General features: G+C 68.8%; 26 protein-coding genes. 12 read left to right on the top strand and 14 right to left on the bottom strand.

The window, feature by feature from the left end; translation table 11 throughout:
• Positions 1 to 29: 29 nt before the first annotated feature.
• The 4 genes from PA6_RS10405 to prlC form a co-directional block, all read right to left on the bottom strand.
• Positions 30 to 755 (bottom strand): carbonic anhydrase, encoded by a 726-nt coding sequence (locus PA6_RS10405; RefSeq protein WP_021700875.1) that lies wholly within the window; start codon positions 753 to 755, stop codon positions 30 to 32.
• 89 nt (positions 756 to 844) lie between these two features.
• Positions 845 to 1,903 carry a PA0069 family radical SAM protein gene (locus PA6_RS10400; protein WP_021700874.1) on the bottom strand — a complete coding sequence of 353 codons (1,059 nt, stop codon included), beginning with the start codon at positions 1,901 to 1,903 and terminating at the stop codon, positions 845 to 847.
• 107 nt (positions 1,904 to 2,010) lie between these two features.
• Positions 2,011 to 2,268, bottom strand: coding sequence for a YheV family putative zinc ribbon protein (locus PA6_RS10395; RefSeq protein ID WP_021700873.1), 258 nt, complete (start codon positions 2,266 to 2,268; stop codon positions 2,011 to 2,013).
• Positions 2,268 to 4,316, bottom strand: a complete 2,049-nt coding sequence (gene prlC / locus PA6_RS10390; protein ID WP_021700872.1) for an oligopeptidase A — start codon at positions 4,314 to 4,316, stop codon at positions 2,268 to 2,270. The genes PA6_RS10395 and prlC overlap by 1 nt, the downstream gene beginning before the upstream one ends.
• Before the next feature lie 124 nt (positions 4,317 to 4,440).
• On the opposite strand from prlC, the gene PA6_RS10385 reads away from it, so the two are divergent.
• The 3 genes from PA6_RS10385 (at position 4,441) to PA6_RS10375 (ending at position 6,409) form a co-directional block, all read left to right on the top strand.
• Positions 4,441 to 4,983, top strand: coding sequence for a gamma carbonic anhydrase family protein (locus tag PA6_RS10385; protein WP_021700871.1), 543 nt, complete (start codon positions 4,441 to 4,443; stop codon positions 4,981 to 4,983).
• The gene (locus PA6_RS10380; protein ID WP_021700870.1) at positions 4,980 to 5,402 is read left to right on the top strand and encodes a hypothetical protein; all 423 of its coding nucleotides are present in this window, start codon (positions 4,980 to 4,982) and stop codon (positions 5,400 to 5,402) included. Before PA6_RS10385 ends, PA6_RS10380 begins: the two co-directional genes overlap by 4 nt.
• A gap of 71 nt (positions 5,403 to 5,473) precedes the next feature.
• A complete protein-coding gene (locus tag PA6_RS10375) occupies positions 5,474 to 6,409 on the top strand; it encodes a hypothetical protein (RefSeq protein WP_021700869.1) in 936 nt (311 codons plus the stop codon).
• A 6-nt stretch (positions 6,410 to 6,415) separates the two neighbouring features.
• Here the strand turns inward: PA6_RS10375 and PA6_RS10370 are convergent, their stop codons facing one another.
• On the bottom strand, positions 6,416 to 6,646 hold the full coding sequence (locus PA6_RS10370; protein WP_021700868.1) for a DUF1161 domain-containing protein: 231 nt from the start codon (positions 6,644 to 6,646) through the stop codon (positions 6,416 to 6,418).
• 34 nt (positions 6,647 to 6,680) lie between these two features.
• The gene (locus tag PA6_RS10365; RefSeq protein ID WP_021700867.1) at positions 6,681 to 7,745 is read right to left on the bottom strand and encodes an aminopeptidase; all 1,065 of its coding nucleotides are present in this window, start codon (positions 7,743 to 7,745) and stop codon (positions 6,681 to 6,683) included.
• A gap of 43 nt (positions 7,746 to 7,788) precedes the next feature.
• On the opposite strand from PA6_RS10365, the gene PA6_RS10360 reads away from it, so the two are divergent.
• Together PA6_RS10360 and PA6_RS10355 are read left to right on the top strand one after the other, a co-directional pair.
• Positions 7,789 to 8,190, top strand: coding sequence for a PA0061/PA0062 family lipoprotein (locus PA6_RS10360; protein ID WP_021700866.1), 402 nt, complete (start codon positions 7,789 to 7,791; stop codon positions 8,188 to 8,190).
• Between the two features lie 38 nt (positions 8,191 to 8,228).
• On the top strand, positions 8,229 to 8,651 hold the full coding sequence (locus PA6_RS10355; protein WP_043216534.1) for a PA0061/PA0062 family lipoprotein: 423 nt from the start codon (positions 8,229 to 8,231) through the stop codon (positions 8,649 to 8,651).
• Between the two features lie 78 nt (positions 8,652 to 8,729).
• On the opposite strand, the gene PA6_RS10350 is transcribed toward PA6_RS10355, so the two are convergent.
• From PA6_RS10350 to PA6_RS10340, 3 genes are all read right to left on the bottom strand, one after another.
• Positions 8,730 to 9,728, bottom strand: a complete 999-nt coding sequence (locus PA6_RS10350; RefSeq protein ID WP_021700864.1) for an LLM class flavin-dependent oxidoreductase — start codon at positions 9,726 to 9,728, stop codon at positions 8,730 to 8,732.
• 61 nt (positions 9,729 to 9,789) lie between these two features.
• Complete coding sequence (locus PA6_RS10345) at positions 9,790 to 10,482, bottom strand: DsbA family protein (protein WP_021700863.1); 693 nt, start codon at positions 10,480 to 10,482, stop codon at positions 9,790 to 9,792.
• Positions 10,473 to 11,330, bottom strand: coding sequence for an MBL fold metallo-hydrolase (locus PA6_RS10340; RefSeq protein WP_043216532.1), 858 nt, complete (start codon positions 11,328 to 11,330; stop codon positions 10,473 to 10,475). Before PA6_RS10340 ends, PA6_RS10345 begins: the two co-directional genes overlap by 10 nt.
• A gap of 103 nt (positions 11,331 to 11,433) precedes the next feature.
• On the opposite strand from PA6_RS10340, the gene PA6_RS10335 reads away from it, so the two are divergent.
• Positions 11,434 to 12,345 carry a LysR family transcriptional regulator gene (locus PA6_RS10335; protein ID WP_021700861.1) on the top strand — a complete coding sequence of 304 codons (912 nt, stop codon included), beginning with the start codon at positions 11,434 to 11,436 and terminating at the stop codon, positions 12,343 to 12,345.
• Positions 12,346 to 12,400: 55 nt separating this feature from the next.
• On the opposite strand, the gene PA6_RS10330 is transcribed toward PA6_RS10335, so the two are convergent.
• From PA6_RS10330 to PA6_RS10320, 3 genes are all read right to left on the bottom strand, one after another.
• Positions 12,401 to 12,625 (bottom strand): DUF1161 domain-containing protein, encoded by a 225-nt coding sequence (locus tag PA6_RS10330; RefSeq protein WP_021700860.1) that lies wholly within the window; start codon positions 12,623 to 12,625, stop codon positions 12,401 to 12,403.
• Positions 12,626 to 12,716: 91 nt separating this feature from the next.
• Complete coding sequence (locus PA6_RS10325; protein WP_021700859.1) at positions 12,717 to 12,932, bottom strand: dodecin; 216 nt, start codon at positions 12,930 to 12,932, stop codon at positions 12,717 to 12,719.
• 47 nt (positions 12,933 to 12,979) lie between these two features.
• Complete coding sequence (locus PA6_RS10320) at positions 12,980 to 13,867, bottom strand: LysR family transcriptional regulator (protein ID WP_021700858.1); 888 nt, start codon at positions 13,865 to 13,867, stop codon at positions 12,980 to 12,982.
• Positions 13,868 to 13,980: 113 nt separating this feature from the next.
• Here PA6_RS10320 and trpB point away from each other — a divergent pair, with 113 nt between their 5' ends.
• Together trpB and trpA are read left to right on the top strand one after the other, a co-directional pair.
• Entirely contained in the window at positions 13,981 to 15,192 is a 1,212-nt protein-coding gene (trpB, locus tag PA6_RS10315; RefSeq protein ID WP_021700857.1) for a tryptophan synthase subunit beta, read from the top strand.
• Positions 15,189 to 15,998 (top strand): tryptophan synthase subunit alpha, encoded by an 810-nt coding sequence (trpA, locus tag PA6_RS10310; protein ID WP_021700856.1) that lies wholly within the window; start codon positions 15,189 to 15,191, stop codon positions 15,996 to 15,998. Before trpB ends, trpA begins: the two co-directional genes overlap by 4 nt.
• A 60-nt stretch (positions 15,999 to 16,058) precedes the next feature.
• Here trpA and ybaL read toward each other — a convergent pair whose 3' ends face one another.
• Positions 16,059 to 17,768: a YbaL family putative K(+) efflux transporter gene (gene ybaL / locus PA6_RS10305; RefSeq protein ID WP_021700855.1), complete on the bottom strand. Its 1,710-nt coding sequence runs from the start codon at positions 17,766 to 17,768 to the stop codon at positions 16,059 to 16,061.
• A gap of 207 nt (positions 17,769 to 17,975) precedes the next feature.
• Between ybaL and PA6_RS10300 the strand changes: the two genes are divergently transcribed.
• Positions 17,976 to 19,394, top strand: a complete 1,419-nt coding sequence (locus PA6_RS10300; protein ID WP_021700854.1) for a GGDEF domain-containing protein — start codon at positions 17,976 to 17,978, stop codon at positions 19,392 to 19,394.
• Here the strand turns inward: PA6_RS10300 and PA6_RS10295 are convergent.
• On the bottom strand, positions 19,357 to 20,481 hold the full coding sequence (locus PA6_RS10295) for a M14 family metallopeptidase (protein ID WP_021700853.1): 1,125 nt from the start codon (positions 20,479 to 20,481) through the stop codon (positions 19,357 to 19,359). The genes PA6_RS10300 and PA6_RS10295 overlap by 38 nt on opposite strands.
• Positions 20,482 to 20,652: 171 nt before the next feature.
• Here PA6_RS10295 and PA6_RS10290 point away from each other — a divergent pair, with 171 nt between their 5' ends.
• The 3 genes from PA6_RS10290 to PA6_RS10280 all read left to right on the top strand — a co-directional run bounded on the left by PA6_RS10290 (position 20,653) and on the right by PA6_RS10280 (position 23,613).
• Positions 20,653 to 21,558: a LysR family transcriptional regulator gene (locus PA6_RS10290; RefSeq protein WP_021700852.1), complete on the top strand. Its 906-nt coding sequence runs from the start codon at positions 20,653 to 20,655 to the stop codon at positions 21,556 to 21,558.
• Between the two features lie 77 nt (positions 21,559 to 21,635).
• Positions 21,636 to 22,922 carry an NAD(P)/FAD-dependent oxidoreductase gene (locus tag PA6_RS10285; RefSeq protein WP_021700851.1) on the top strand — a complete coding sequence of 429 codons (1,287 nt, stop codon included), beginning with the start codon at positions 21,636 to 21,638 and terminating at the stop codon, positions 22,920 to 22,922.
• A gap of 133 nt (positions 22,923 to 23,055) precedes the next feature.
• Positions 23,056 to 23,613, top strand: a complete 558-nt coding sequence (locus PA6_RS10280; RefSeq protein WP_021700850.1) for a helix-turn-helix domain-containing protein — start codon at positions 23,056 to 23,058, stop codon at positions 23,611 to 23,613.
• The last annotated feature ends 3 nt before the right edge of the window (positions 23,614 to 23,616 follow it).

Raw genomic sequence — 23,616 nt, 5'->3', positions numbered from 1 at the left:
CGAGGCCCGCATCTGCGGGCCTCGTCATTTCACTGCTGCGGGTAGCGCGCCTTGGGCGTCGCCATCGGCACCACCTCGCCATCCAGTGGCAGGAAGGTGCCGCGCTCGGCATCGTAGGCGCGGATCGCGCTGGTCTCGATGTCGTACACCCAGCCATGGATGAACAGTTGGCCGCTGGCCAGCTTGGCCGCCACCGAGGGGTGAGTGGACAGGTGGTTGAGCTGGGCCACCACGTTCTCCTCGGTGAGGATGCCCAGGGTGTCGTGGCCGTCGCAGCCACAGTTTTCCTCGACCACGCGCAGCGCCACCTCGCTGTGGCGCAGCCAGGTCTTCACCGTGGGCATGCGTTCCAGGCCCTGCGGGTTGAGTACCGCCTTCATCGCGCCGCAGTCGGAGTGGCCGCAGACGATGATGTGCTGCACGCCCAGGGCCAGCACCGCGTATTCGATGGCGGTGGACACGCCACCCATCATCTGCCCGTACGGCGGCACCACGTTGCCGACGTTGCGGGTGACGAACAGGTCGCCCGGCGCGCTCTGGGTGATCAGCTCGGGCACGATGCGCGAGTCGGCACAGGTGATGAACATGGCACGCGGGTTCTGCGCGCTGGCCAGCGCCTTGAACAGTTCCTCCTGCTGCGGAAACACCTCGGTACGGAAGCGCTTGAAGCCGCCGACGATGGCATTCAGCGCCTCGTCGGCGCTTTCCGGCGCGGTGCGCGCCTGCAGGGGAATGGCGTTGTGCTTGTAGGGCATTGCGTCTACCTCGTGCTGAACCGTTGCGCTGGCGCGGATTATCGACCTGGCATGCGGACAGCCGCCAGCCGCATCGAGTCACAATTCGCTCACAACAGGGCCAGCTGACGACCGGGCGGGGCGAACTGACTGCAATCCAGCACGAAGTCGCGGCGCTCCAGGCCCAGGCGCTTGCGCGCCAGGGCGAAACGCTGCGCCAGCAGGTCGGCGAAGGCGCCCTCGCCGCGCATGCGGGTGCCGAAGCGGCTGTCGTAGTGCTTGCCGCCGCGCGACTGGCGGATCAGGCTCATGACGTGTTCGGCGCGCTCGGGAAAGTGCGCGCGCAGCCATTCCTCGAACAGCTCGGCGATCTCCAGCGGCAAGCGCAGCAGCACATAGCCGGCCGAGCTGGCGCCGGCATCGCGGGCCGCCTCGAGAATCCGCTCCAGCTCCATGTCGTTGATCATCGGGATGATCGGCGCCACCAGCGCCGCGACCGGCACGCCGGCCTGGCGCAGCTCGCGCAGGGTGCGCAGGCGCGCCCCGGGCGAGGCGGTGCGTGGCTCCATGATGCGTTTCAGCTCGTCGTCCAGGGTGGTCAGGCTCAGCGCCACGCTGACCAGGTTGCGCGCGGCCAGCTCCTGCAACAGGTCGAGGTCGCGCAGGATCAGCGAACTCTTGGTGATCAGGTGCAGCGGGTGGCGGTAGCGCAGCAGGATCTCCAGCGCCTGGCGGGTCAGGCGCTGCTCGCGCTCGATCGGCTGGTAGGCGTCGGTATTGATGCCCAGGGCAATCGGCTGCGGCACATAGCCGGGCTTGCTCAGCTGCTCCTCCAGGCGTTCGGCCAGGTTGGTCTTGGCGATCAGCCGGGTCTCGAAGTCGATGCCCGGCGACAGGTCCCAGTAGGCATGGGTCGGCCGGGCGAAGCAGTAGATGCAGCCGTGCTCGCAACCGCGATAGGGATTCACCGAACGGTCGAAGCCGACGTCCGGCGACTGGTTGCGGGTGATCACCGTCTTCGCCCGCTCGGCACGCACCTCGGTGGCACGACAGGGCGGCGTCTCGGCCTGAAACCAGCCATCGTCCTCGGCCTGGCTGCGGGTCGGGGCGAAACGATTATGCGGATTGCTGGCGGTGCCGCGGCCGCGCGGCGGGATAGGGACGGACATGGCGAGGACTTACAAATACTGTATGCATACACAGTATTATTATTACCAAGGCCTCGCCAGCCTATTCCGTCGGACGCTTTACCTCGCCTGATTCGGCGAGCGCCGCGTCACTTCTTCAGCTTGGGATTGGGGAAGAACTGCACCGGCTGGCCCTTGCTCGCCGCCGGCTTGGGCTCGGCCCGGTTGACCCGCGTGCCGAGCTCCTTGGGCACCGACTGGCCCTGGGCGTTGAGGGTGTCGGCGTAGCCGCAGGCCACGCATTCGCGGTGCGGGGTGCCGTCCTCGTCCCACATCTTGATGGTGTCCTGGGCGCTGCACGCCGGGCACACGGCGCCGGCGATGAAGCGCTTCTTCGGCTCGCTCATCACGCCGCCTCCTGGCTCAGGCCGAGGTGGCGCAGCAGGGCGTCGATGCTCGGCTCGCGGCCGCGGAAGTCGACGAACAGCACCATCGGCTCCTGCGAGCCGCCACGGGCCAGGATCGCCTCGCGGAAGGCGCGGCCAGTGGCCGGGTTGAGCACGCCTTCTTCCTCGAACTTGGAGAAGGCGTCGGCGGACAGCACTTCGGCCCACTTGTAGCTGTAGTAACCGGCCGCGTAACCGCCGGCGAAGATGTGCGCGAAGCTGTTGGCGAAACGGTTGAAGGCCGGCGGACGCACCACCGCCACCTCGTCGCGGATGCCTTCGAGCACCTGCAGCACGCTGCGGCCGTCGCCGTGGGTGGCATGCAGCTCGAAGTCGAACAGCGAGAACTCCAGTTGGCGCACCATCATCAGGCCGGACTGGAAGTTCTTCGCCGCCAGCATCTTGTCCAGCAACGCCTGCGGCAGCGCCTCGCCGGTCTCGTAGTGGCCGGAGATCAGCGCCAGGCCCTCGGGCTCCCAGCACCAGTTCTCCATGAACTGGCTCGGCAGCTCCACCGCATCCCAGGCCACGCCGTTGATGCCCGAAGCGCCGGCATGCTCGACGCGGGTCAGCAGGTGGTGCAGGCCATGGCCGAACTCGTGGAACAGGGTGGTGACCTCGTCATGGGTCAGCAGCGCCGGCTTGCCGCCCACCGCTGGGGTGAAGTTGCACACCAGATTGGCCACCGGCGCGATCAGGCTGCCATCGGCGGCGCGGCGCTTGTCGCGGGCGCCGTCCATCCAGGCGCCGCCGCGCTTGTTGGCGCGGGCGTAGAGGTCAAAGAAGAAGCGGCCGACATGTGCACCGTTCTCGCGGATCTCGAACAGGCGCACGTCCGGGTGCCAGGTATCGAACTCCTTGAGCTCGTTGATCTCGATGCCGTAGAGCTTCTGCACGATGGCGAACAGGCCGGACAGCACCTTGTCGATCGGGAACCAGGCGCGCACTTCCTCCTGGGAGATGCTGTAGCGCTGCTGGCGCAGCTTCTCGCTGAAGTAGCCGACGTCCCAGCTCGCAAGGTCCTGCACGCCCTGCTCGGCGGCGAAGGCCTTGAGTTCGGCCAGGTCCTGCTCGGCGAACAGCTTGCTGCGCACCGCCAGGTCGCGCAGGAAGTGCAGCACCTGCTCGGTGGACTCGGCCATCTTGCTGGCCAGGGAGAGCTCGCTGTAGTGGGCGAAGCCGAGCAGGCGCGCCAGCTCCTGGCGCAGGTCGAGGATCTCGGCCATCACCGGGCCGTTGTCGTGCTGGCCGGCATTCGGCCCCTGGTCGGAGGCGCGTGTGCAGTAGGCGGTGTAAACCTCTTCGCGCAGGGCGCGGTCGTCGGCGTAGGTCATCACCGCGTAGTAGCTGGGGAATTCCAGGGTGATCAGCCAGCCGTCCAGTTCCTTGGCCTGCGCGGCCTGGGCCATCTGCGCCTTGGCCGAGTCGGTCAGGCCGGCGAGGGCCGCTTCATCAGTGATGTGCTTGGTCCAGGCCTGGGTGGCGTCGAGCAGCTGGTTGGAGAAGCGGCTGGCCAGCTCGGACAGCTTCATCTGGATCTCGCCGTAGCGCTTCTGCTGCTCGGCCGGCAGGTCGATGCCGCTCAGGCGGAAGTCGCGCAGGGCGTGGTCGAGGATGGTCTGCTGCGCGACGTCGAAACCGGCGGCCGCCGGGCTCTTGGCCAGTGCGTCGTAGGCCTCGAACAGCGGCTTGTTCTGGCCCATCTCGGTCCAGTATTCGGACAGCTTGGGCAGGCAGGCCTCGTAGGCGGCGCGCAGCTCGGCGTTGTTGCACACCGCGTTGAGGTGGCTGACCGGGCCCCAGGCGCGGCCCAGGCGCGCGTTCAGCTCGTCCAGCGCCAGCACCAGGCCATCCCAGCTCGGGCTGGCCTGCTGGGTCTTGAGCAGCTCGGCGATGGCCACGCGGCTGTCGGCCAGGATGCTGTCGATAGCCGGCTCGACATGCTCGGGCTTGATCTGGGAGTAGGGCGGCAGGTCGAAGTCTTGCAGCAGGGGATTGGCAGCGGTCACGGCGAGGCACCTTTGGATACGCGAATGCAGAACAGGTTTATGGGGCCGCCAGCGGCCTTTCACAACCTTGATGGCCGGCATGTTAATTACAATCTGCGACAACCGCAGCCTGAAGGAGACTATCGTGGCGATTCGAACTTACCGGGGTACCACTCCACAGCTGGGCCCGCGCGCCTTCGTCGACGCCTCGGCCGTGGTACTCGGCGACGTGGTGCTGGGCGAGGATGCCTCGGTGTGGCCGATGGCCGTGGTGCGCGGCGACATGCACCGGATCAGGATCGGCAAGCGCACCAGCGTGCAGGACGGCAGCGTGCTGCATATCACCCACGCCGGGCCCTTCAACCCGGACGGTTACCCGCTGCTGATCGGCGACGAAGTGACCATCGGCCACAACGTCACCCTGCACGGCTGCACCCTGGGCAACCGCATCCTGGTCGGCATGGGCAGCATCGTGATGGACGGTGCGGTGGTCGAGGACGAAGTGGTGATCGGCGCCGGCTCCCTGGTGCCGCCGGGCAAGGTGCTGCAGAGCGGCTACCTGTACGTCGGCAGCCCGGTGAAGCAGGCCCGCGCCCTGACCGACCAGGAGCGCGCGTTCTTCGCCTACAGCGCGGCCAACTACGTGAAGCTCAAGGACCTGCACCTGGCCGAGGGCTACGACCAATGAAGCGCCTGACGATCTGCCTGCTGGGGCTGCTGCCGGGGCTGGCCCTGGCCGACGATGTGCGCTGCCTGCAATCGACCGGCGGCAAGCCGATCCAGCTGCAGATGACCCTGTTCACCGACGCGGAAGGAGGCTGGCAGGGCGCCGGGCAGGTGCAGTACCGCGGCCAGCCCGCCAGCCTGCCGATCGTGTTCAAGGACAGCGAGGAGGTGATGGCGGTCGAAGACCGCCCCTCGGAGTTCCGCAGCACCTGGCTGGAAGTGCTGCCGGACGAGGAGCGGATCGGCGGGCGCTATGCATTCCATCATCAGGGTGCGGTGGTGTTCGCCTTCAGCTACAGCAACGGGCGCAACGGCAAGCGCTTCGACTTCGCAGAACGCCCTGAACTGCTGGGCGAAGACGGCCAGTGTCACTGGCAATGACCGGGCGCACAGCAGCCGAAGCCACTGGCGGTTAAGCTGCGCGCGTCACCGCTGCCGAAAAGGACGTCCCCGTGCACGCCAATCCGTTCGCCACCCTCCCGGCCGAAGCCAGCCCCATCGCCGAGGAAGCCACGCGCCAGCCACTGGCCTTGGCCCTGACAGCGGCTGTGGCAACAATGCTCAGTGTGCTGCTGGGTTGTCTGAGCGCCTGGCTCAGTCACCCTACTTATCTCGATCACCTGCTAAGCAATCTGCCCGTTCAGTTGGCTGGCTGGTGCTTCTCCATTCTTCTCAGCGCCTGGGTGACAGCCCTGTTCAGCCGCGGCTACCTGGAACACCACGGCAGTGCCTTGACCCGCCCCCTGCCCTTGCTGGTCGTGCTGGGAGTAACGTGGGTGCTGGCCGATCTGGCCTATGGCCTGCTTACCGGCTGGATGCTCGGAGGTCTCTATGAGTGGTTCAACGAGCATGCACTTCCACCGACCCTGCTGTTCGAATTACTGGGGCTGCTGGGCTTCGCCATCACCGGCCTGCTGCCGCTGTGGCTGGGTCTGCGCCTGGGCGCCAAGACACCCGCAGTGAAAGGTTTCGCACAACGTGGCGAAGCTTCCCTGTTGCTGGCCGGGACTATTGCACTGCTGAGCTTCAAGGGCCTGCAGCTGCTGCCCGCACACCTGCTGAGCGAAATCGATGGCTGGGCAACACTGCTGTTTGTCGCCCCAGTGCTGTATGCCGCGCTGGTGTTCGCCTGCGCCTGGCAGACCCTGCCGCCCCGGCTGGCGCGAATCCGCCCTGGGCAGCTGGTGCTGACTGCACTGGCGATCTTCCTGGTCTGGCTGCTGGTCCACCTGCTGGTGGCCGGCGTGCTGCTGGTGTCCGCCTTCAGCGGCAGCGATGCACTGCTGCAGCCGGCACCGCTGATCATCGCCGGCCTCGCCGTGCTGGCCCTGCTGTGGCCGCTGACCCTGCTGGGCCTGCGCTGGATCTACCGCGCCGAGGCGGCCTGATCCGCCTCAGTCGTTCTTCTGGTAGATGATCTTGCGGCTGCCGTTCTCACAGCTGCCGACCACCATGGCGGGGTCCTTGACCTCGCCGGCCGGCACGATTTCCAGGGTGTAGCTGTTCACCCGCGCGGCCTGGATCTTCACTTCGATCTCCTGCTTCAGTTCCTCACAGGGCTTGGGCGCGGCCACGGCGGCGCCGCACAGCATCAGGGCCATGGTGGCCGTCACTAGGCGTTTCATCCGTTACTCCTCACTGAGAGCTGGTTCGCCAGTTCTAGTTCGACCCGGCCAGGGCCGCCAGCGCTCGCTCGCGCTCGACCAGCGGCAGCTCGCCCAGCTCGGCGGCGCGTTGGTAGAACGCCGCCCAGTCGCCGCCGGCCTGCTCGAACAGCGCGGCGAAGGCCGGCACCCACTGGTCGTAGAGGCCGAAGGGCAGCAGCCGAGCGTTGTTCAGCGGGGCATTGATCCAGGCGTCGTAGCGCGCGTCGCCACCCCACTGGGCGTCACGCAGGGTGCGGTACTTGGCGCGCAGGCGCTCGAACTCGGCGACCTTGCCAGCGCGCTTGCCGGTATCGTCCAGCGGACCGTCGTACAGCGCCTGCAGGCGCTCGCGGCTGGCCAGGATCAGCGCGGTGAACTGGCGGCGCATGCGCGCTTCCTGCGCATCGTCGGCGGCCAGGCCACGGGCGGCGCGCCACTGGCGCAGGCCCTGCTGCTCGACGAAGCTGGCGAAGGACTCATTGAACGCCGTGTCGTCCCGCACGTACAGCTGCTGGTGGGCCAGTTCGTGGAAGATCACCGCGGCCAGGCGCTGGTCGTCCCAGCGCAGCATGGTGTTGAGGATGGGGTCGGCGAACCAGCCCAGGGTCGAGTAGGCCTCGATGCCGGCCACATAGGTGTCGAGACCCTCGGCCTGCAGCAGGGCGGCGGCGCCCCGCGCGCGGCCCAGCTGGTAGTAACCGCGGTAGGCAACGCAGCCGGCAATCGGGAAGCAGTGGGTCAGCGGCTGCAGCGACAGCTCCGGGGTGGCGAACACATTCCACACCACATAGGGCCGCTGCAGGTCGGCATACAGGCGGTAGCTGCGGTTGTCCGGCAGGCCCAGCTCGGCGCTGGCGAAGGTCCGTGCCTGCTGGGCCAGAGCCAGGCGCCGCTTGAGTTCGGGGTCGGTCTGTGGCGCGGCGAGCAGCTCGGCCACCGGCTGGCGCGCGGCCAGCAGGTCGAGCTGGCCACGGCTGACCTGGGCGTAGTAGTCGAGGCTGGCACAACCGTTCAGCAGGACGCCGCACAGCAGGGGAACCAGCCACCGCAAAGGGCGGTCGAGAAGGGCAATAGGCATTGCGCGAGCCTAGTGCATTGCCGCGCCCCCAAGGAAGCCCGCCATGCGCCTACTGCTGCTCAGCCCCCTGTCTCTGGTCCTCGGCGGCTGCGCCCTGTTGCCACCCTGGCACGACCCCGCTCAGGCCTGGATCGACCTGGCGCCGGGCCTGCAGGCGGTGCGGGTGGATGAGCGGATGCTGGAGGATGCGCGCTACTTCCAGGTACCCCCTGGGCGTCATGCGCTGCAGATGCGTCTGCGCTTCGAGGTAGCGCCCACCGACACCGGCGGCGCGCAGGCGCTGCCGCGCACCTGCCTGCTCGAACTGGACTACGCCGAGTTCAACGCCGGCCAGCGCTATCGGCTGGAGGCCGGCCACCGCGGCTTTCGCCCCTGGGCGCAACTGCGCGACGCGCAGGATCGTCCGTTGGCGCGGGCGCGCGAGGGGCGCTGCGGCGAGGTCTGATCGGCGTTATGCTCAACCATCACCCCGAGGATCGCACCATGCGTACACCCCTGCTGCTGTTCCTGCTCACCCTCGGCGCCTGCGCCAGCCCGCTGCCGCAGCCCGATGCGGGCAAGGCCTGGGTCGATCTCTACGCCACGGCGGGCTACACCCTGATGGCGCATCGCCTGGACGACCAGCGCTGGCCAGACGGCCGCTACTTCCAGGTCGCCCCCGGTGCGCATCAGCTGGATGTGCGCTTCCAGTTCGAGGTGGCCGGCGGTGGCGGCGGCGACGAGTTCAACGGCGAACCGCTGCAGATGACCTGCCACCTGCGTTTCGCCTACGACGGCTTCGCCGCCGGCCAGCGCTACCGCATCGAGGCACGGCCGCTGCAGTACAAGGCCCAGGGCTGGTTGTACGGCGCGGACCGCCAGGTGCTGGCGCGGGCCAAGGTGCTGCGCTGCAACACCTTCGGCTGACGGCATGCTTCCCCCTCTCCCCCTGGGAGAGGGCCGAGGGCCTCTCACCGCCTGATTCTTACCCCAGCCGCTGCGCGCCTAGCGCAGCCCGGCGGCTATCTCGAAGCTACGCAGGCGGTGCTCGGGCTGGTACAGGTCGCAGGTGAAGATCAGCTCGTCGGCGCCGGTCTGCTCCAGCAGCACCTCCAGGCGCGCACGCACCTTCTGCGGGCCGCCGATGACGGCCAGACCGAGGAAATCGCCGACCGCCGCCTGCTCGTGCGGCTGCCAGCGGCCGGCCATGCTCTCCACCGGCGGGCGCAGCACCAGGCTCTCGCCACGCATCAGCGCCAGCACGCGCTGGTAGGCGCTGGTGGCAAGGAACTCGGCTTCCTCGTCGCTGGGCGCGGCGATCAGCGGTACGCCGATCATGGCGTAGGGCTTGTCGAGCACCGCCGAAGGCCGGAAGTTCTCCCGGTAGATGCGCAGCGCCTGGTGCAGGTAGCGCGGCGCGAAGTGCGAGGCGAAGGCGTAGGGCAGGCCGCGCTCGGCGGCCAGCTGGGCGCTGAACAGGCTGGAGCCAAGCAGCCAGATAGGGATGCCGCTGTCCATGCCGGGCAGGGCGATCACCCGCTGCTCGGGCTGGCGCGGGCCGAGCAGGGCCTGCAGCTCGGCGACGTCCTCGGGGAAGTCGTCCGGGCTGCCCAGACGGTCGCGGCGCAGGGCGCGCGCGGTGGCCTGGTCGGCACCCGGCGCGCGGCCGAGGCCCAGCTCGATGCGCCCGGGGTAGAGCGCGGCAAGGGTGCCGAACTGCTCGGCCACCACCAGCGGCGCATGGTTGGGCAGCATCACCCCGCCGGAACCCAGGCGCAGGGTGGAGGTATTGGCCGCCAGGTAGCCGAGCAACACGGCGGTGGCGGAACTGGCGATGCCTTCCATGTTGTGGTGCTCGGCCACCCACAGGCGCGAGAAGCCGAGCCGCTCCACATGCCGCGCCAGGTCCAGCGAGCGGCGCAGGGCGGGACCAGGGCCGGCGTCATCGTCGCGCATGGGCGCCAGGTCGAGTACGGCGAAGGGGGTGTGGGACAGCTGGCTCATGGGCGCCTCCTCGGGTCGAACCTCCTATATGGGGGCACGACCGGCGAAGGCAAGCCGCCGCTCAGCAGTCGCCACTGCCGTCGACCACGCAGAACGCCTGGCCGGTCGCCGGCGGCGCCTCGACCAGGCCACGCAGCAGGAACTCGCGCCAGGCCTCGGGACGTCCCAGGTAGGCGCCAATGTCCAGCACCTGCAGCTGCCCATCGCGCTCCAGTGCCAGGGTCGGGAAGCCGCCACCGCCGAGCTGCGCCAGCGCCCGGCGGCTGGCCACCAGGTGTTCGGCCAGCACCGGGCCGTTGTGGCGCTGCAGTTCGGTGCGGAACGCCTGCGCCGCCAGGCCCAGCTCCTGCGCCAGCTCGGCCAGCACAGCCGGCTCGGCAATGCGCCGCCCCTGCTGGTAATGCGCCCGCTGCAGGGCGTGCAGCATGGCCAGGCCCTGGCCGGACAGAGCCTCGGCGGCCAGTACGGCGGCGGTCGGCGGGTCGGAATCCAGCCAGGTCTCGGCATCCTGCAGCAGACCATCGCGGTAGGCGGCGCCGAACGGCTGGCCGCTCAGCGCGGCGATGCGCTGGTCATGCGCCAGGATATGCTGGCGCAGCGGTGCGTTCAGACGCTGGCGCTGCGCGCCACTGAACAGCCCGCCGCCATGCAGGGCGATGCGCAGGCCGGGGATCGCGCCGGCCACCTGCAGCAGCGGGGCGGCGCCATAGCACCAGCCACACAGCGGGTCGTACCAGTAGTGAATCACGGCCACTGCATTTCTCCCTTGAGCACCTTGGCGCTCAGTTCCAGGCTGGATTCGCCCGGCAGGCGCGGGTAGCGGCGCTGCATGGCGGCGATCAGCGCGGCGGCGTCCGGCGCCTGGCCCAGCTCCTGCTCCAGTGCCTTGAGGTAGCCGCGAGTGAAGCGCAGGGCCGCCAGGGTGTGCGGCACGTCGCCCAGGTAGTGACCGGGCACGATCACCGCCGGCTGCAGCGCCTCGATCCGGTCGAGCATCGCCAGCCAGTCGCGGCGCGCCTGCACGGTCTGGGTATCGGCGGTCCACACGTGCTCGCCGGCGTCCACCAGCACGCCGCCGACCACCGCCTTGAGCGATGGAATCCACAGGGTGGTGCGCTCGGGGTCGAGACCGATCACCTGCAGCTTCTCGCCTTCGAGGACCAGGCTGTCGCCGGCCAGCACCTCGGGCAGGATCACCCGGCTCGGCGCCGTGTCCTTGAGGATCGGCCCCCAGTAGGCCAGCTTGCCGGCCTGGGTAGCGCGGATGTGTTCGACAGTGGCGGCGGTGGCCAGCACCCGGGCCTCGGGGAAGGCCTCCTTGAGGGTCTGCAGGCCGAAGTAGAAGTCCGGGTCGCCGTGGCTGATGTAGATGGTGGTCAGGCGCTTGCCGCTGGCCTTGACCAGGCGCACTAGCTCGACGGCCTCGCGGGTGGAAAACTGCGCATCGACCAGGATGGCCTCGCGCTCGCCGCTGATCAGGGTCGAGCTGACCGGGACCACCGCGACCTCGCCCGGGTTGTAAACCTGCAATTGCAGGGGGGCGGCCTGGACCAGGCCGGTGAGGGCGAGCAGGGCAGCGCCGAGAAGGGAACGAAGGGACATGCGGACCTCGGGAATGGAGTAGAACGAGGCGCATCTTAGTTGCTCGAAAGCGTGCAAAAAGCCGGATAACCTGGCCATCTCTATTGCATGAATCGAGCGAATCATGGACCGACTCACCGCCGCCCGGGTCTTCGTCGAAGTGGTCGAGCGCGGCAGCCAGACGGCCGCCGCCGAGCACCTGGACATGTCACGGGCGATGATCTCGCGCTACCTCGGCGAACTGGAAAGCTGGGTCGGCGCCCGCCTGCTGCACCGCACCACGCGCCGCCTGAGCCTGACCGGCATGGGCGCGGAGCTGCTGCCGCGCTGCCGCGACATGCTGGCCCTGGCCGACGAACTGCAGAGCGCCGGCCAGCGCGTCAGCAGCCAGCTGGGCGGCACCCTGCGCATCGCCAGCAGCCAGTCCTTCGCCCAGGCCTGGCTGGCGCGGGCGGTGGCCGCCTTCGTCGAGCGGCATCCGGCGGTGGCCGTCGACCTGCAGGTGAGCAGCCAGGCGGTCAACCTGGTGGAGGAGCGCATCGACCTGGCCCTGCGCATCACCAACCAGCTCGACCCCAACCTGATCGCCCGGCGCCTAGCCACCTGCCACTCGGTGCTGTGCGCCGCGCCGGCCTATCTGGCGCGCCACGGCACGCCGCAGACGCCGGCGGAGCTGGCCCGGCACAACTGCCTGACCTACGCCTACTTCGGCCGCAGCCTGTGGCAGTTCGAGCGTGATGGCGAACCGAGCGGCGTGCCGGTCAGCGGCAACATCAGCGCCAACGAATCCACCGTGCTGCTGGAGGCCAGCGTGGCCGGCGCCGGCATCAGCCTGCAGCCGCTCTATGCGGCGGCACCGCTGCTACGCGCCGGGCGCCTGGTGCAGCTGCTGCCGCAGTACCGTGCCGAGGCCCTCGGCATCCACGCCCTGTACGGTTCGCGGCGGCAGATGCTGCCGGCCCTGCGTGCGCTGCTGGACTTCCTCGCCGCGCGGCTGCAGGGCGACCCGCACTGGGAAGAACAGCTCGCCCCCTGAACGAAAAGGCCGGAGCCCCTCGCGGAGCTCCGGCCCGATGCCTGCCGCGCCGCGATCAGCCGCGCTGGTAGACGATCTCCTTGCTGCCGGCCTCGCAGCTGCCAACCACCTGCTTGTCGCCGGCGCTGCCCTTGTCGACCACTTCCAGGCTATAGACAGCCACGCCCTTGGCCTTGAGCTTGGCGTCGATCTCCGCCTTGAGCTCCTCGCAGGGCTTGCCGGCGGCCAGTACGGAACCGGCCAGGGGGAGCAGGGCCAGGCCCAGCATCAGTCGTTTCATGTTCAACACTCCTTCGTCGATGAGCGCGCGGGGCACTCCGCCCCGCACCGCTGCAGGCTAACCGGGAACGCCGGGAAAATCCGTGCGCCGCTCAGCTGTTGCTGATGCGGAAGCCGACCTTGAGGTCGACCTGGTAGTGCGCCACCTTGCCGTCGACGATATGGCCGCGGGTCTCGACCACCTCGAACCAGTCCATGTTGCGCACACTCTTGGCGCATTCGGCCAGGGCGTTGGCGATGGCATCCTCGATGCTCAGCTTGGAGGTACCGACGACTTCGATCTTCTTGTAGGTGCGGTGATCGGACATGAGCTGTTCCTCAGGCAGATGGACTCCTGTCTGAGGCTAGTCGAGATTCAGCCGCCCAGCTCCCGCCCCAGCCACTGCGCCAGGCGCTCGGCGCGGCGATCACCGCGGCGGCCCGGCACCCACAGCGCCAGGCGCCCGCCGGTTGCGGTGAAGCCCCAGGGGGCGAGCAGACGACCTGCCGTCAGGTCATCGGCCACCAGCTGCTGTGGCGCAATGGCCACGCCGAGCCCGGCCATGGCGGCTTCCAGCAGGTAGTACAGATGCTCGAAACCCTGTCCCAGTTGCAACGGCGCAGCGCCCAGGCCCTGGCGGGTCGCCCACTGCGGCCAGGCCTGCGGGCGCGACACGGTATGCAGCAACGCCTCACCCAGCAGAACACTGGCCGGAGCCCGGGCCAGCTCGGCGGCCCGCGCATGACGCGGGCTGAACACCGGGCCAATGCGTTCGGCGGCCAGCTCATACACCTGCAGGTCCGCCGGCCACGGCGGGCTGGCAAAGCACAGGGTGGCGTCCACCCCGGGGCGACGCGGGTCCAGCTCGCCCTCGCTGGCCGACAGCTGCAGGCGCAGCTCGGGCAGTTCGCGGTTGAGGCGATCCAGACGCGGGATGAACCAGCGCGCCAGCAGGCTGCCCGGGCAGGCCAGCACAAAGGGCGCGTCTTCGCCCTGCCGGCGCAGATCAGCACAGGTACTGCGCAGGCGCTCGAAGGCATCAAAGGCGGCATCGCGCAGGCGCACACCGGCATCGGTGAGTTTTACGCCTCGGCCGTCCTTGACGAAAAGAGCCATGCCAAGCTGTTCTTCCAGCGCACGTATCTGCCGGCTCACGGCTCCGTGGGTGACACTCAGCTCCTCCGCCGCCTGACTGACGCTCTGCAGGCGGGCAGCGGCCTCGAAGGCGCGAAGGGCATTCAGCGGGGGCAGTTCTCGGCTCATGGCATTGGTGAGTTTTTCTGACAGGTCAGCGCAATCTAATCGCTTTTCAGACCAGCAGCCAGGGGTAGAATGGCGCCATCACCCGCTTAGCCCACTCCCGCCAGGAGCCTGACATGACTTCATTCCGCAGCGGTCCCGACGCCAAGGGCCTGTTCGGCCGCTTCGGCGGCCAATTCGTCGCCGAAACCCTGATGCCGCTGATCAACCAGCTGGCGGCCGAATACGAGAAGGCCAAGACCGACCCAGCCTTCCTCGAGGAGCTGGCCTACTTCCAGCGCGACTACATCGGCCGGGCCAGCCCGCTGTACTTCGCCGAGCGCCTGACCGAGCACTTCGGCGGGGCGAAGATCTACCTCAAGCGCGAAGACCTGAACCACACCGGCGCGCACAAGATCAACAACTGCATCGGCCAGATCCTGCTGGCCAAACGCATGGGCAAAAAACGCATCATCGCCGAGACCGGCGCCGGCATGCACGGCGTGGCCACCGCCACCGTGGCCGCGCGCTTCGGCATGCAGTGCGTGGTCTACATGGGCACCACCGACATCGACCGCCAGCAGGCTAACGTGTTCCGCATGAAGCTGCTCGGCGCCGAGGTGATTCCGGTCACCGCCGGCACCGGCACCCTCAAGGATGCGATGAACGAAGCCCTGCGCGACTGGGTGACCAACGTCCATAACACCTTCTACCTGATCGGCACCGCCGCCGGTCCGCACCCGTACCCGGCCATGGTCCGCGACTTCCAGTCGGTGATCGGCAACGAAGTGCGTGAGCAGATCATGCAGAAGGAAGGCCGCCTGCCCGATTCGCTGGTCGCCTGCATCGGCGGCGGCTCCAACGCCATCGGCCTGTTCCACCCCTTCCTCGATGACGAAGGCGTGCAGATCGTCGGCGTCGAAGCGGCCGGCCACGGCATCGACACCGGCAAGCATGCCGCCAGCATGGCCGGCGGCGCGCCGGGCGTGCTGCACGGCAACCGCACCTTCCTGCTGCAGGACGCCGACGGCCAGATCACCGATGCCCACTCGATCTCCGCCGGCCTCGACTACCCGGGCGTCGGCCCCGAACACGCCTGGTTGCACGAGATCAAGCGCGTCGAATACGTGCCCTGCACCGATGACGAAGCGCTGCAGGCCTTCCACCAGTGCTGCCGCCTGGAAGGCATCATCCCCGCGCTCGAATCGGCCCACGCCCTGGCCGAAGCCTTCAAGCGCGCGGCCAAGCTACCCAAGGAGCACCTGATGGTGGTCAACCTGTCCGGCCGCGGCGACAAGGACATGCAGACCGTGATGCACCATATGAGCGAACAGGAGAAGCACGCATGAGCCGCCTGCAGAGCCGCTTTGCCGAGCTGAAACAACAGAACCGCGCCGCGCTGGTCACCTTCGTCACCGCCGGTGACCCGGACTACGCCAGCAGCCTGGAAATCCTCAAGGGTCTGCCGGCCGCCGGCGCCGACGTGATCGAGCTGGGCATGCCCTTCACCGACCCGATGGCCGACGGCCCGGCGATCCAGCTGGCCAACATCCGCGCCCTGGCGGCGAAGCAGAACCTGCCGAAGACGCTGCAGATGGTCCGCGAGTTCCGCGTCACCGACAGCCGCACGCCGCTGGTGCTGATGGGCTACTACAACCCGATCTTCGCCTACGGCGTCGAGCGCTTCATCGCCGACGCCAAGGAAGCCGGGGTCGACGGCCTGATCATCGTCGACCTGCCGCCGGAGCATAACGACGAGCTGTGCGAGCCGGCCCAGGCCGCCGGTCTGGACTTCATCCGCCTGACCACTCCGACCACCGACGACCAGCGCCTGCCCACCGTGCTCAACGGCAGCTCGGGCTTCGTCTACTACGTCTCGGTGGCCGGCGTGACCGGCGCCGGCGCGGCGACCATGGACCACGTCGAGCAGGCCGTCGCCCGCCTGCGCCGCCATACCGACCTGCCGCTGTGCATCGGCTTCGGCATCCGCACCCCCGAGCATGCCGCCGACGTGGCGCGCCGCGCCGATGGCGTGGTGGTGGGTTCGGCGCTGGTCGACCAGATCGCCAAGGCCGAGTCGCCGGCCCAGGCCATCGACGGCGTGCTCAGCCTGTGCGCCCAGCTGGCCGAAGGAGTACGCGGCGCGCGCCGCTGACGCCACGGGCAAACGAAAACCGCTGCCGGCTCGCGCCGCCAGCGGCTTTTTTGTGCGCCGTCAGTGGCCGGCAGCGACGGCCGGGCTGAACTTGGCGAGGATGTGGTCCTGCATGCCGCGCGCCAGCTCCTCCTCGTCGAAGAACACTTCGCCGAGGCCTTCGCCCCGGAAGATCTCCACCGCAGCGGCGCTGTGGGTGCGGATCACCACCTCAATCTGCGGGTTCAGCGCGCGGGCGATTTCCACCATGCGCTGCACGTTCAGCGGGTCGGGCGTGGCGATCACCAGCATCGCCGCCTTGGCGATATGCGCCTGGATCAGGCTGCCCGGTTCGGCCGAGTCGCCACTCACGGCAACCAGGCCCTGGGCACGGATCTGCTCCACGCGCTCGCGGTTCTGCTCCACCACCACGAAGGGGATGCCACGCTCCAGCAGGGCCCTGGCGATGCGCCGACCGACTCGGCCGTAACCGACCACCACCACCTGACCTTCCAGGTACTTGAGCTCGGTGCTGGCCGGCAGCACCGCCAGTGGGTCCTCGCGGAACTCCAGGCGGCGGGCCAGGGCCGAGCGCCGCAACGCCAGCTCCTTGAGCGGTTTGACGCAGGCGAACAGCAGCGGGTTGAGCGCGATGGAGATCAGCGCGCCGGCCAGCACCAGGCTCATGCCCTCCTGCGGCAACAGGCCCAGGGCCAACCCCAGGCCGGCCAGGATGAAGGAGAACTCGCCGATCTGCGCCAGGCTGGCGGCCACGGTCAGCGCGGTGTTCAGCGGATAGCGCAGGGTCAGCACCAGCACGGCGGCGGCCAGGCCCTTGCCGAGGATGATGATCGCCACCACGGCCAGTACCCGCAGCGGCTCGGCGAGCAGTACCAGCGGGTCGAACAGCATGCCGACCGAAACGAAGAACAGCACGGCGAAGGCATCGCGCAGCGGCAGCGACTCCTCGGCCGCGCGGTGCGACAGGTCCGACTCGCGCATCACCGTGCCGGCGAAGAAGGCGCCAAGGGCGAAGGACACGTGGAACAGCACGGAAGCGCCATAGGCGATGCCGATGGCGGCAGCCACCACCGACAGGGTGAACAGCTCGCGCGAACCGGTCCTGGCCACCTGCAGCAGCAGCCAGGGCAGCACCCGGCGCCCGACCAGCAGCATCAGGGCGATGAAACCGGCGACCTGCAGCAGGGTCACGCCCAGGACCTGCCACAGCGGCCCATCGTCACCGGCACTGCCGGCGTTGCCCCCCAGCACGCCGGCCAGCGGTGGCAGCAAGACCAGCACCAGCACCGTGGCGAGGTCCTCGACCACCAGCCAGCCAACCGCGATGCGGCCGTTCATCGAATCGAGGATGCCGCGCGTTTCCAGGGCCTTGAGCAGCACCACGGTGCTGGCGCAGGACAGCGACAGGCCGAGCAGCAGGCTCTGGCCGAAGGTCCAGCCCCACCAGCTGGCGACACCGATGCCCAATGCGGTGGCCAGGCCCATCTGCACCACCGCGCCGGGCAGGGCGATCTTCTTCACCGCCAGCAGGTCCTTGAGCGAGAAGTGCAGGCCGACGCCGAACATCAGCAGCATCACGCCGATCTCCAGCAGCTGCGGCGCCAGCTCCATGTCGGCGACGAAACCCGGGGTCGCCGGGCCGATGATGATGCCGGCCAGCAGGTAGCCGACCAGCGCCGGCAGCTTCAGCTTCTCGGCGAGAAATCCGCAGATCAGCGCCATGCCGAAGCCGCCGGCGAGCATGGTGATAAGGGAGATGTTGTGCTCCATGGCACCTCCTTGGCAGGGGACGACCGCACAGCCTGGCGGTCGGCAGCAAAAATAATCTGAAAATTCTATCGATGCCTTCCCATCAATTCCATAAATCAATAATTGCAGCATCTGTCGTCGGCCATGCCTGGCGCGGCAGGTGCGCAATTGACAGCCCCTCGGGGCTTGTCGAAGCTGACCGGTAAGCCCGCCCACTTTCAGGTTCGCATGCCCCCTCTGGCCCGCCTCCAGCCATTCACCCTCTACGCCATCCTGCTGTTGCTGACGGTGGGGCTGACGCTGGCCGGTATCTTCACCCGCGCCTTCGAGTCGCTGGCGCTGTTCTGGCCGGTCAACGCCATCCTGCTCGGCCTGCTGCTGCGCCATCCGCCACTGGCCAGGCCCCTGGGCTGGGGGCTGCTGTACCTGGGCATGCTGGCCACCGACATCGCCACCGGCAACAGCTGGGAAAAAGCCCTGTGGCTGAACCTGTGCAACCTCGGCCTGATCCTGGTTGGCTGGCTGCTGCTGCGCCGCCAGAGCCGCGCCGTGCTGCGCCTGGCCCAGCCCCAGGGCCTGCTGCTGCTATTCCTTGCCTGCGTCAGCGGGGCCGCCGTGGCAGCGACGCTGGCCAGCTTGGAAAGCAGTGGCTGGGATGTCTGGCTGATCTGGTTCGGCGAGCAGTTCTCCACCGGCCTGCTGCTGCTCCCGGCCATCCTCAGCGCCCCGGATCACCCCTGGCGCAGCCTGCGCTACCTGCTGCGGCGCATCACTACCGCCGACCTCTGGCCATTGCTGGCGCTGGGCCTGGCGCTGGCGGCGATACTGCTGATCGGCGGGCCCGGCGCCGTGGTCTTCCCGCTGCTGCCGCTGCTCTGGTGCGCGATGCGCTTCCGACCTTTCGTGGTCGCCCTGCTGGGCCTGGTCAGCGGTGTCACCGAGGTGCTGATGACGGCCGGCAACCTGGCGCACTTCGGCGTGCTCAACGACGGCGCCAGCGTCGATACCCTGACTTCCGCGCGCCTGGGCATCGCCATCCTGGTGCTCGGGCCGCTGTGGGTGGCGTCGGTCAACACCCTCAACCGGCGCCTGATGGCGCGCCTGTATCGCCGCGCCAACCACGACTTCCTCACCGGCACGCTCAATCGCAGCGCCCTCAGCCAGCGTGCGGAAGAGCTGCTGGAACATCGCCGCCGGCACAGCGACGAGCCGCCGGTGGCCGTGCTGCTGCTCGACCTCGACCACTTCAAGCTGATCAACGACCGCCACGGCCACGCCACCGGTGACCGCGTGCTGCGCAGCTTCGCCCGCCTGCTGCACGAGCAGCTACGTCAGCAGGACCTGCTGGCACGCCTGGGCGGCGAGGAGTTCGCCGTGGTGCTGCCGGGTATCGCCCTCGACGAGGCACGCCTGATCGCCGAACGCCTGCGCCGCCGGGTCGAGGCGATGATCCTGGCGACCAACGACGGCGAGTCGCTGCACGTCACCGTCAGCATCGGCGCCAGCCAGCTGCGCCCGGAGGACGACGACGGCTCGCTGGACCAGGTGCTGGAACGCGCCGACGAGGCGCTTTACCGGGCCAAGGCCAACGGCCGCAACCGCGTCGAGCTCAGCGCAGACGAGGCGCCAGAGCCGCCAGCACCCTGAGCACCGCCTGGGCCAGGCGCTTGGAACGTGCGCCGTTCCAGCCGGTGCGCGGCTGCGGGTTGTCGTCGTGGTCCTTGAACGGCATCTCCACGGTGAAGGCCAGGCAGTCGTAGGTCTGCCCAACCCAGTTGCAGGCCAGCGCCAGGTTGGCCTGCCCCGGCTCGTCGCGCGGGTAGCCGTGGGCGGTCTGGAACTCGCCGGCGGCCACCAGGCGTTCACGGAACTCCTGCTCCAGCGCATCCAGGCGCGGGCTGAAACCGGGGTTGCCCTCGCAACCGGCGGTGAACACGTGGGGAATCTCCTCGTCGCCGTGGATATCCAGGAAGCCGTCCACGCCGATCCGCGCCATCTGCTGCTGGACGAACAGCACCTCGGGGCTGCGCTCGGCCGAGGGCGCCTGCCAGGCGCGGTTGAGGTCCTGGCCGGCGGCGTTGGTACGCAGGTTGCCGAGGAAGGAACCGTCCGGGTTCATGTGCGGCACCAGGTACAGGTCAGCCTCGGCCAGCAGGGCGCGTAGTTCGGCGTCCGGCTGCTCCAGACGCTCGATCAGGCCCTCCATGAACCACTCGGCCATGTGCTCGCCGGGGTGCTGCTGGGCGATCAGCCAGATCTTGCGCGGCGCGGTGGCCGTGCCACGCACCTGCAGCAGCGGCAGTTCGCGGCCCTGCAGGCTGCTGCCGCAGGCGACCAGGGCAACGTTGGGCAGCGCCAGGGCGCGCACCAGCAGCCGGGCATGGCGCGCCCGACTGTAGGGCTCGAAGTAGGCGAAGCGGGCGCTGGGCTGCTCGGCCGTCAGCTGGAAATGCAGCCCGCCCTCGTCATAGGTGGTCGGCACGCGGAACCAGTCCTCGCCGTCATAGCTGGCCACCGCCTGGTAGCCGGTCCAGGCGTTCTTGTAGCTGGACTGCGGCGCGTTCTCCAGGCTGAAGCGGTGCGTCTGCCCCGGCATCAGATCCTCGGCGAGGAAGTGGAACCACTGGAAATGCTCGCTGGCGAAGTCCTTGCGGATGGCCAGGCGCACCCGGCTCGGGTCGCTGGCGTCCAGCACCTGGATGTTGCCGCTGTCGAAGTCGCTGCGAATCTGCATGGCCTGCCCCTGACGATGAAAACCGCGAGGATAGCCGTCGGCAGGCACCGGCGCATGTCCGGCCGGCGCGCATGTCGCATCCACGCAACTCGGCTACGCATCGATTGCCGCGCCACGGCTGGCGCGCCAGACTCAGATAATGACCCCGCGATTCTTGCCCGAGCAGCAACAATGAAAACGACCCTGGACGAACTGCAGGCCTTCACCCGCGTGGTGGACGTCGGCTCCATCAGCGCCGCCGCCGAGCAGCTGGGGCAGACCGCCTCGGGCATCAGCCGTGCGCTGAGCCGGCTGGAAGACAAGCTCGGCGTCACCCTGCTGCGCCGCACCACCCGGCGCCTGGAACTGACCGAAGAGGGTTCGGCCTTTCTCGCCCAGGCACGGCGCATCCTCGCCGCCGTGGAAGAGGCAGAGGAACAGATGAGCCTGCGCCGCCAGGCGCCGGCCGGGCGCCTGCGGGTCGACGCCGCCACGCCGTTCCTGCTGCACGTGCTCATCCCGCTGGTGGCCGGCTTCCGCCAGCGCTACCCGCAGATCGAGCTGGAGCTGACCAGCAACGAGCAGAACATCGACCTGCTGGAGCAGCGCACCGACCTGGCCATCCGCATCGGCGCGCTGCGTGACTCCAGCCTGCACGCCCGGCCATTGGGCTGCAGCCCTGTGCGCGTGCTGGCCAGCCCGGCCTACCTGGCCGCACGCGGCACGCCCGATACGCCGGAGCAGCTTGGCGGCCACGACCTGCTCGGCTTCACCCAGCTGGAACACCTCAACACCTGGCCGTTGCGCCATACCCTCGGCGACGGCCTGCCGATCACCCCGACCCTGCGCGCCTCCAGCGGCGAGACGCTGCGCCAGCTGGCCCTGGCGGGCGCCGGGCTGGCCAGCCTGTCGGACTTCATGACCGAGCAGGACCGCGCCGGCGGCGCGCTGGTGGAGGTGCTGGCCGACTGGCACGTCGATCAGCGCCAGCCGATCAACGCCGTGTACTACCGCAATACGGCGCTGGCGGCGCGTATTACCTGCTTCCTCGACTACCTCGGCGAATGCCTGGCCGGCCGCGACTGGGCGAAATACTGACCGACCGGTCTTGGCCTTGTGAAATTTATTGTGTATTTTTTCATGAAATACAGAACAATAAATTTCACGAGGGTCCCATGTTCAAGCAGTCCGCCCAGCACATCGGCACCTACTACGCCGCCACCTACGGCCAGATCCCCCTGCGCCCGCGTCTGCAGGAAGCACTCGACTGCGACGTGATCATCGTCGGCGGCGGCTTCAGCGGCCTGCACACCGGCCTGCGCCTAGCCCTGGCCGGCAAGAGGGTGGTGCTGCTGGAAGCCAGCCGCATCGCCTGGGCCGCTTCCGGGCGCAACGGCGGCCAGGCCCTGCCGGGCTGGTCCTGCGACATGCCGCCGCTGGAGAAGGCCCTGGGCCTGGAACGCGCCAAGCGCCTGTGGGACAGCATGGTCTGGGCCGCCGAGGAAATGCGCGAGCTGCCCGACCGCCACGGCTTCGACATCGACTACCGCACTGGCGCGCTGTACACCGCCGTGCTGCCGCGCCGCGTACGCCAGCTGCAGGAGAGCCTGGAGGAAGCCGAGCAGAAGTACGGCTATGCGCAGCTGAGCTTTATCGCCAAAGAAGAGCTGCCGCAGTGGATCGCCAGCCCGCGCTACCTGGCCGCACTGTTCGATGCCGGCGCCGCCCACCTCAACCCGCTGAAGCTGGCCCAGGGTCTGGCCGGCGCCATCGAAGCGGCCGGCGGACGCATCTTCGAGCAGAGCCAGGCGCTGCAATGGCAGCAGACCGCCGACGGCTACCGCGTGCACAGCGAGCACGGCGAGGTACGCGGCGACATCCTGGTGCTGGCCTGCAACGCCTATGTCGACGGCCTCGACCGCGACCTGGCGCGGCGCCTGCTGCCGGTCGGTTCCTACCAGGTGGCCACCGCGCCGCTGGACCCGGAGCTGGCGCGCTCGCTGTTCCCACGCGGCACCTGCGCCATCGACAACCAGTTCGTCCCCGACTACTTCCGCGTCACCCCGGACAACCGCCTGCTGTTCGGCGGCGGCTGCACCTATCTGGGCGGCATCCCCAAGGACGTGCCGGCGGCCACCCGGCCCTACCTGGAGCGGGTGTTCCCGCAGCTGCGCGGGGTGCAGATCGACTACGGCTGGGGCGGCCATATCGACTGCACCATGCACCGCACCCCGGATGTCGGCCGCCAGGGCCAGAAGTACTGGCTGCAGGGCTTCTCCGGCCACGGCATCCTGCCGACCCTGGCCGCCGCCCGCGCGGTCAGCGATGCCATCCTCGGCCAGGACGAGCTGCTCGGCCTGTACCAGGGCCTGGACAACCCGCGCTTCCCCGGCGGCGACCTGCTGGCCGCGCCCATCGAGGCGGTGGGCAAGGCCTGGTACCGCCTGCGCGACGTCATTTAATCCCCCTCTCCCCCTGGGAGAGAGGCTAGGGGTGAGGGAACCGTCTGCAACTCGAAACACCCTCACCCTACGCGGGCCGCCCCAACCCTCCCCCCATGGGAGAGGGAGCAGAAATAACGGAGTAATCCTCAGCGTGGACAAGCAAGACGAAATCGAAGGCCTGGCGATCCTGGTGCGCGATCTGCGCAAGCACAAGAACGTCACCCTGGGCGAACTGGCCGAGCGCATCGGCCGCTCGGTGGGCTTCCTGTCCCAGGTCGAGCGCGGCCTGTCGCGCCCGACCGTGGCCGACCTCACCGCCATCAGCGAGGCGCTGGGCGTGCCGACCACCTATTTCTACAACCCCGGCAAGCCGCGCGCGGTGCGCTGGGTGACCCGCCCGGACGAGCGCCGCACGCTCAACTACGCCGGCGGCATCACCGACGTGCTGGCCTCGCCGGGCATGTCCGGCGGCTTCGCCATGCTCGAGAGCTTCCTCGAACCGGGCGCGACCAGCGGCGAGGGCCACCTCGACGACAGCTCCGAGCAGGGCGGTTTCGTCCTCGAAGGCGAGCTGACCGTCTGGTACGGCGACGACGCCGAGCCGGTCACCCTCGGCCCGCGCGACAGCTTCCAGCTGCCGCCGCACGCCCAGTTCCGCTACGCCAACCTCACCGATTCCCCAACCAGAGTGCTCTGGGTCTTCACCTGACCC

It is taken from the genome of Aquipseudomonas alcaligenes NBRC 14159 (assembly GCF_000467105.1).
GTDB lineage: Bacteria > Pseudomonadota > Gammaproteobacteria > Pseudomonadales > Pseudomonadaceae > Aquipseudomonas > Aquipseudomonas alcaligenes.
The sequence above is the reverse complement of the archived record's forward strand: the minus strand, read 5'-3'. Positions and strand labels throughout refer to the sequence as shown.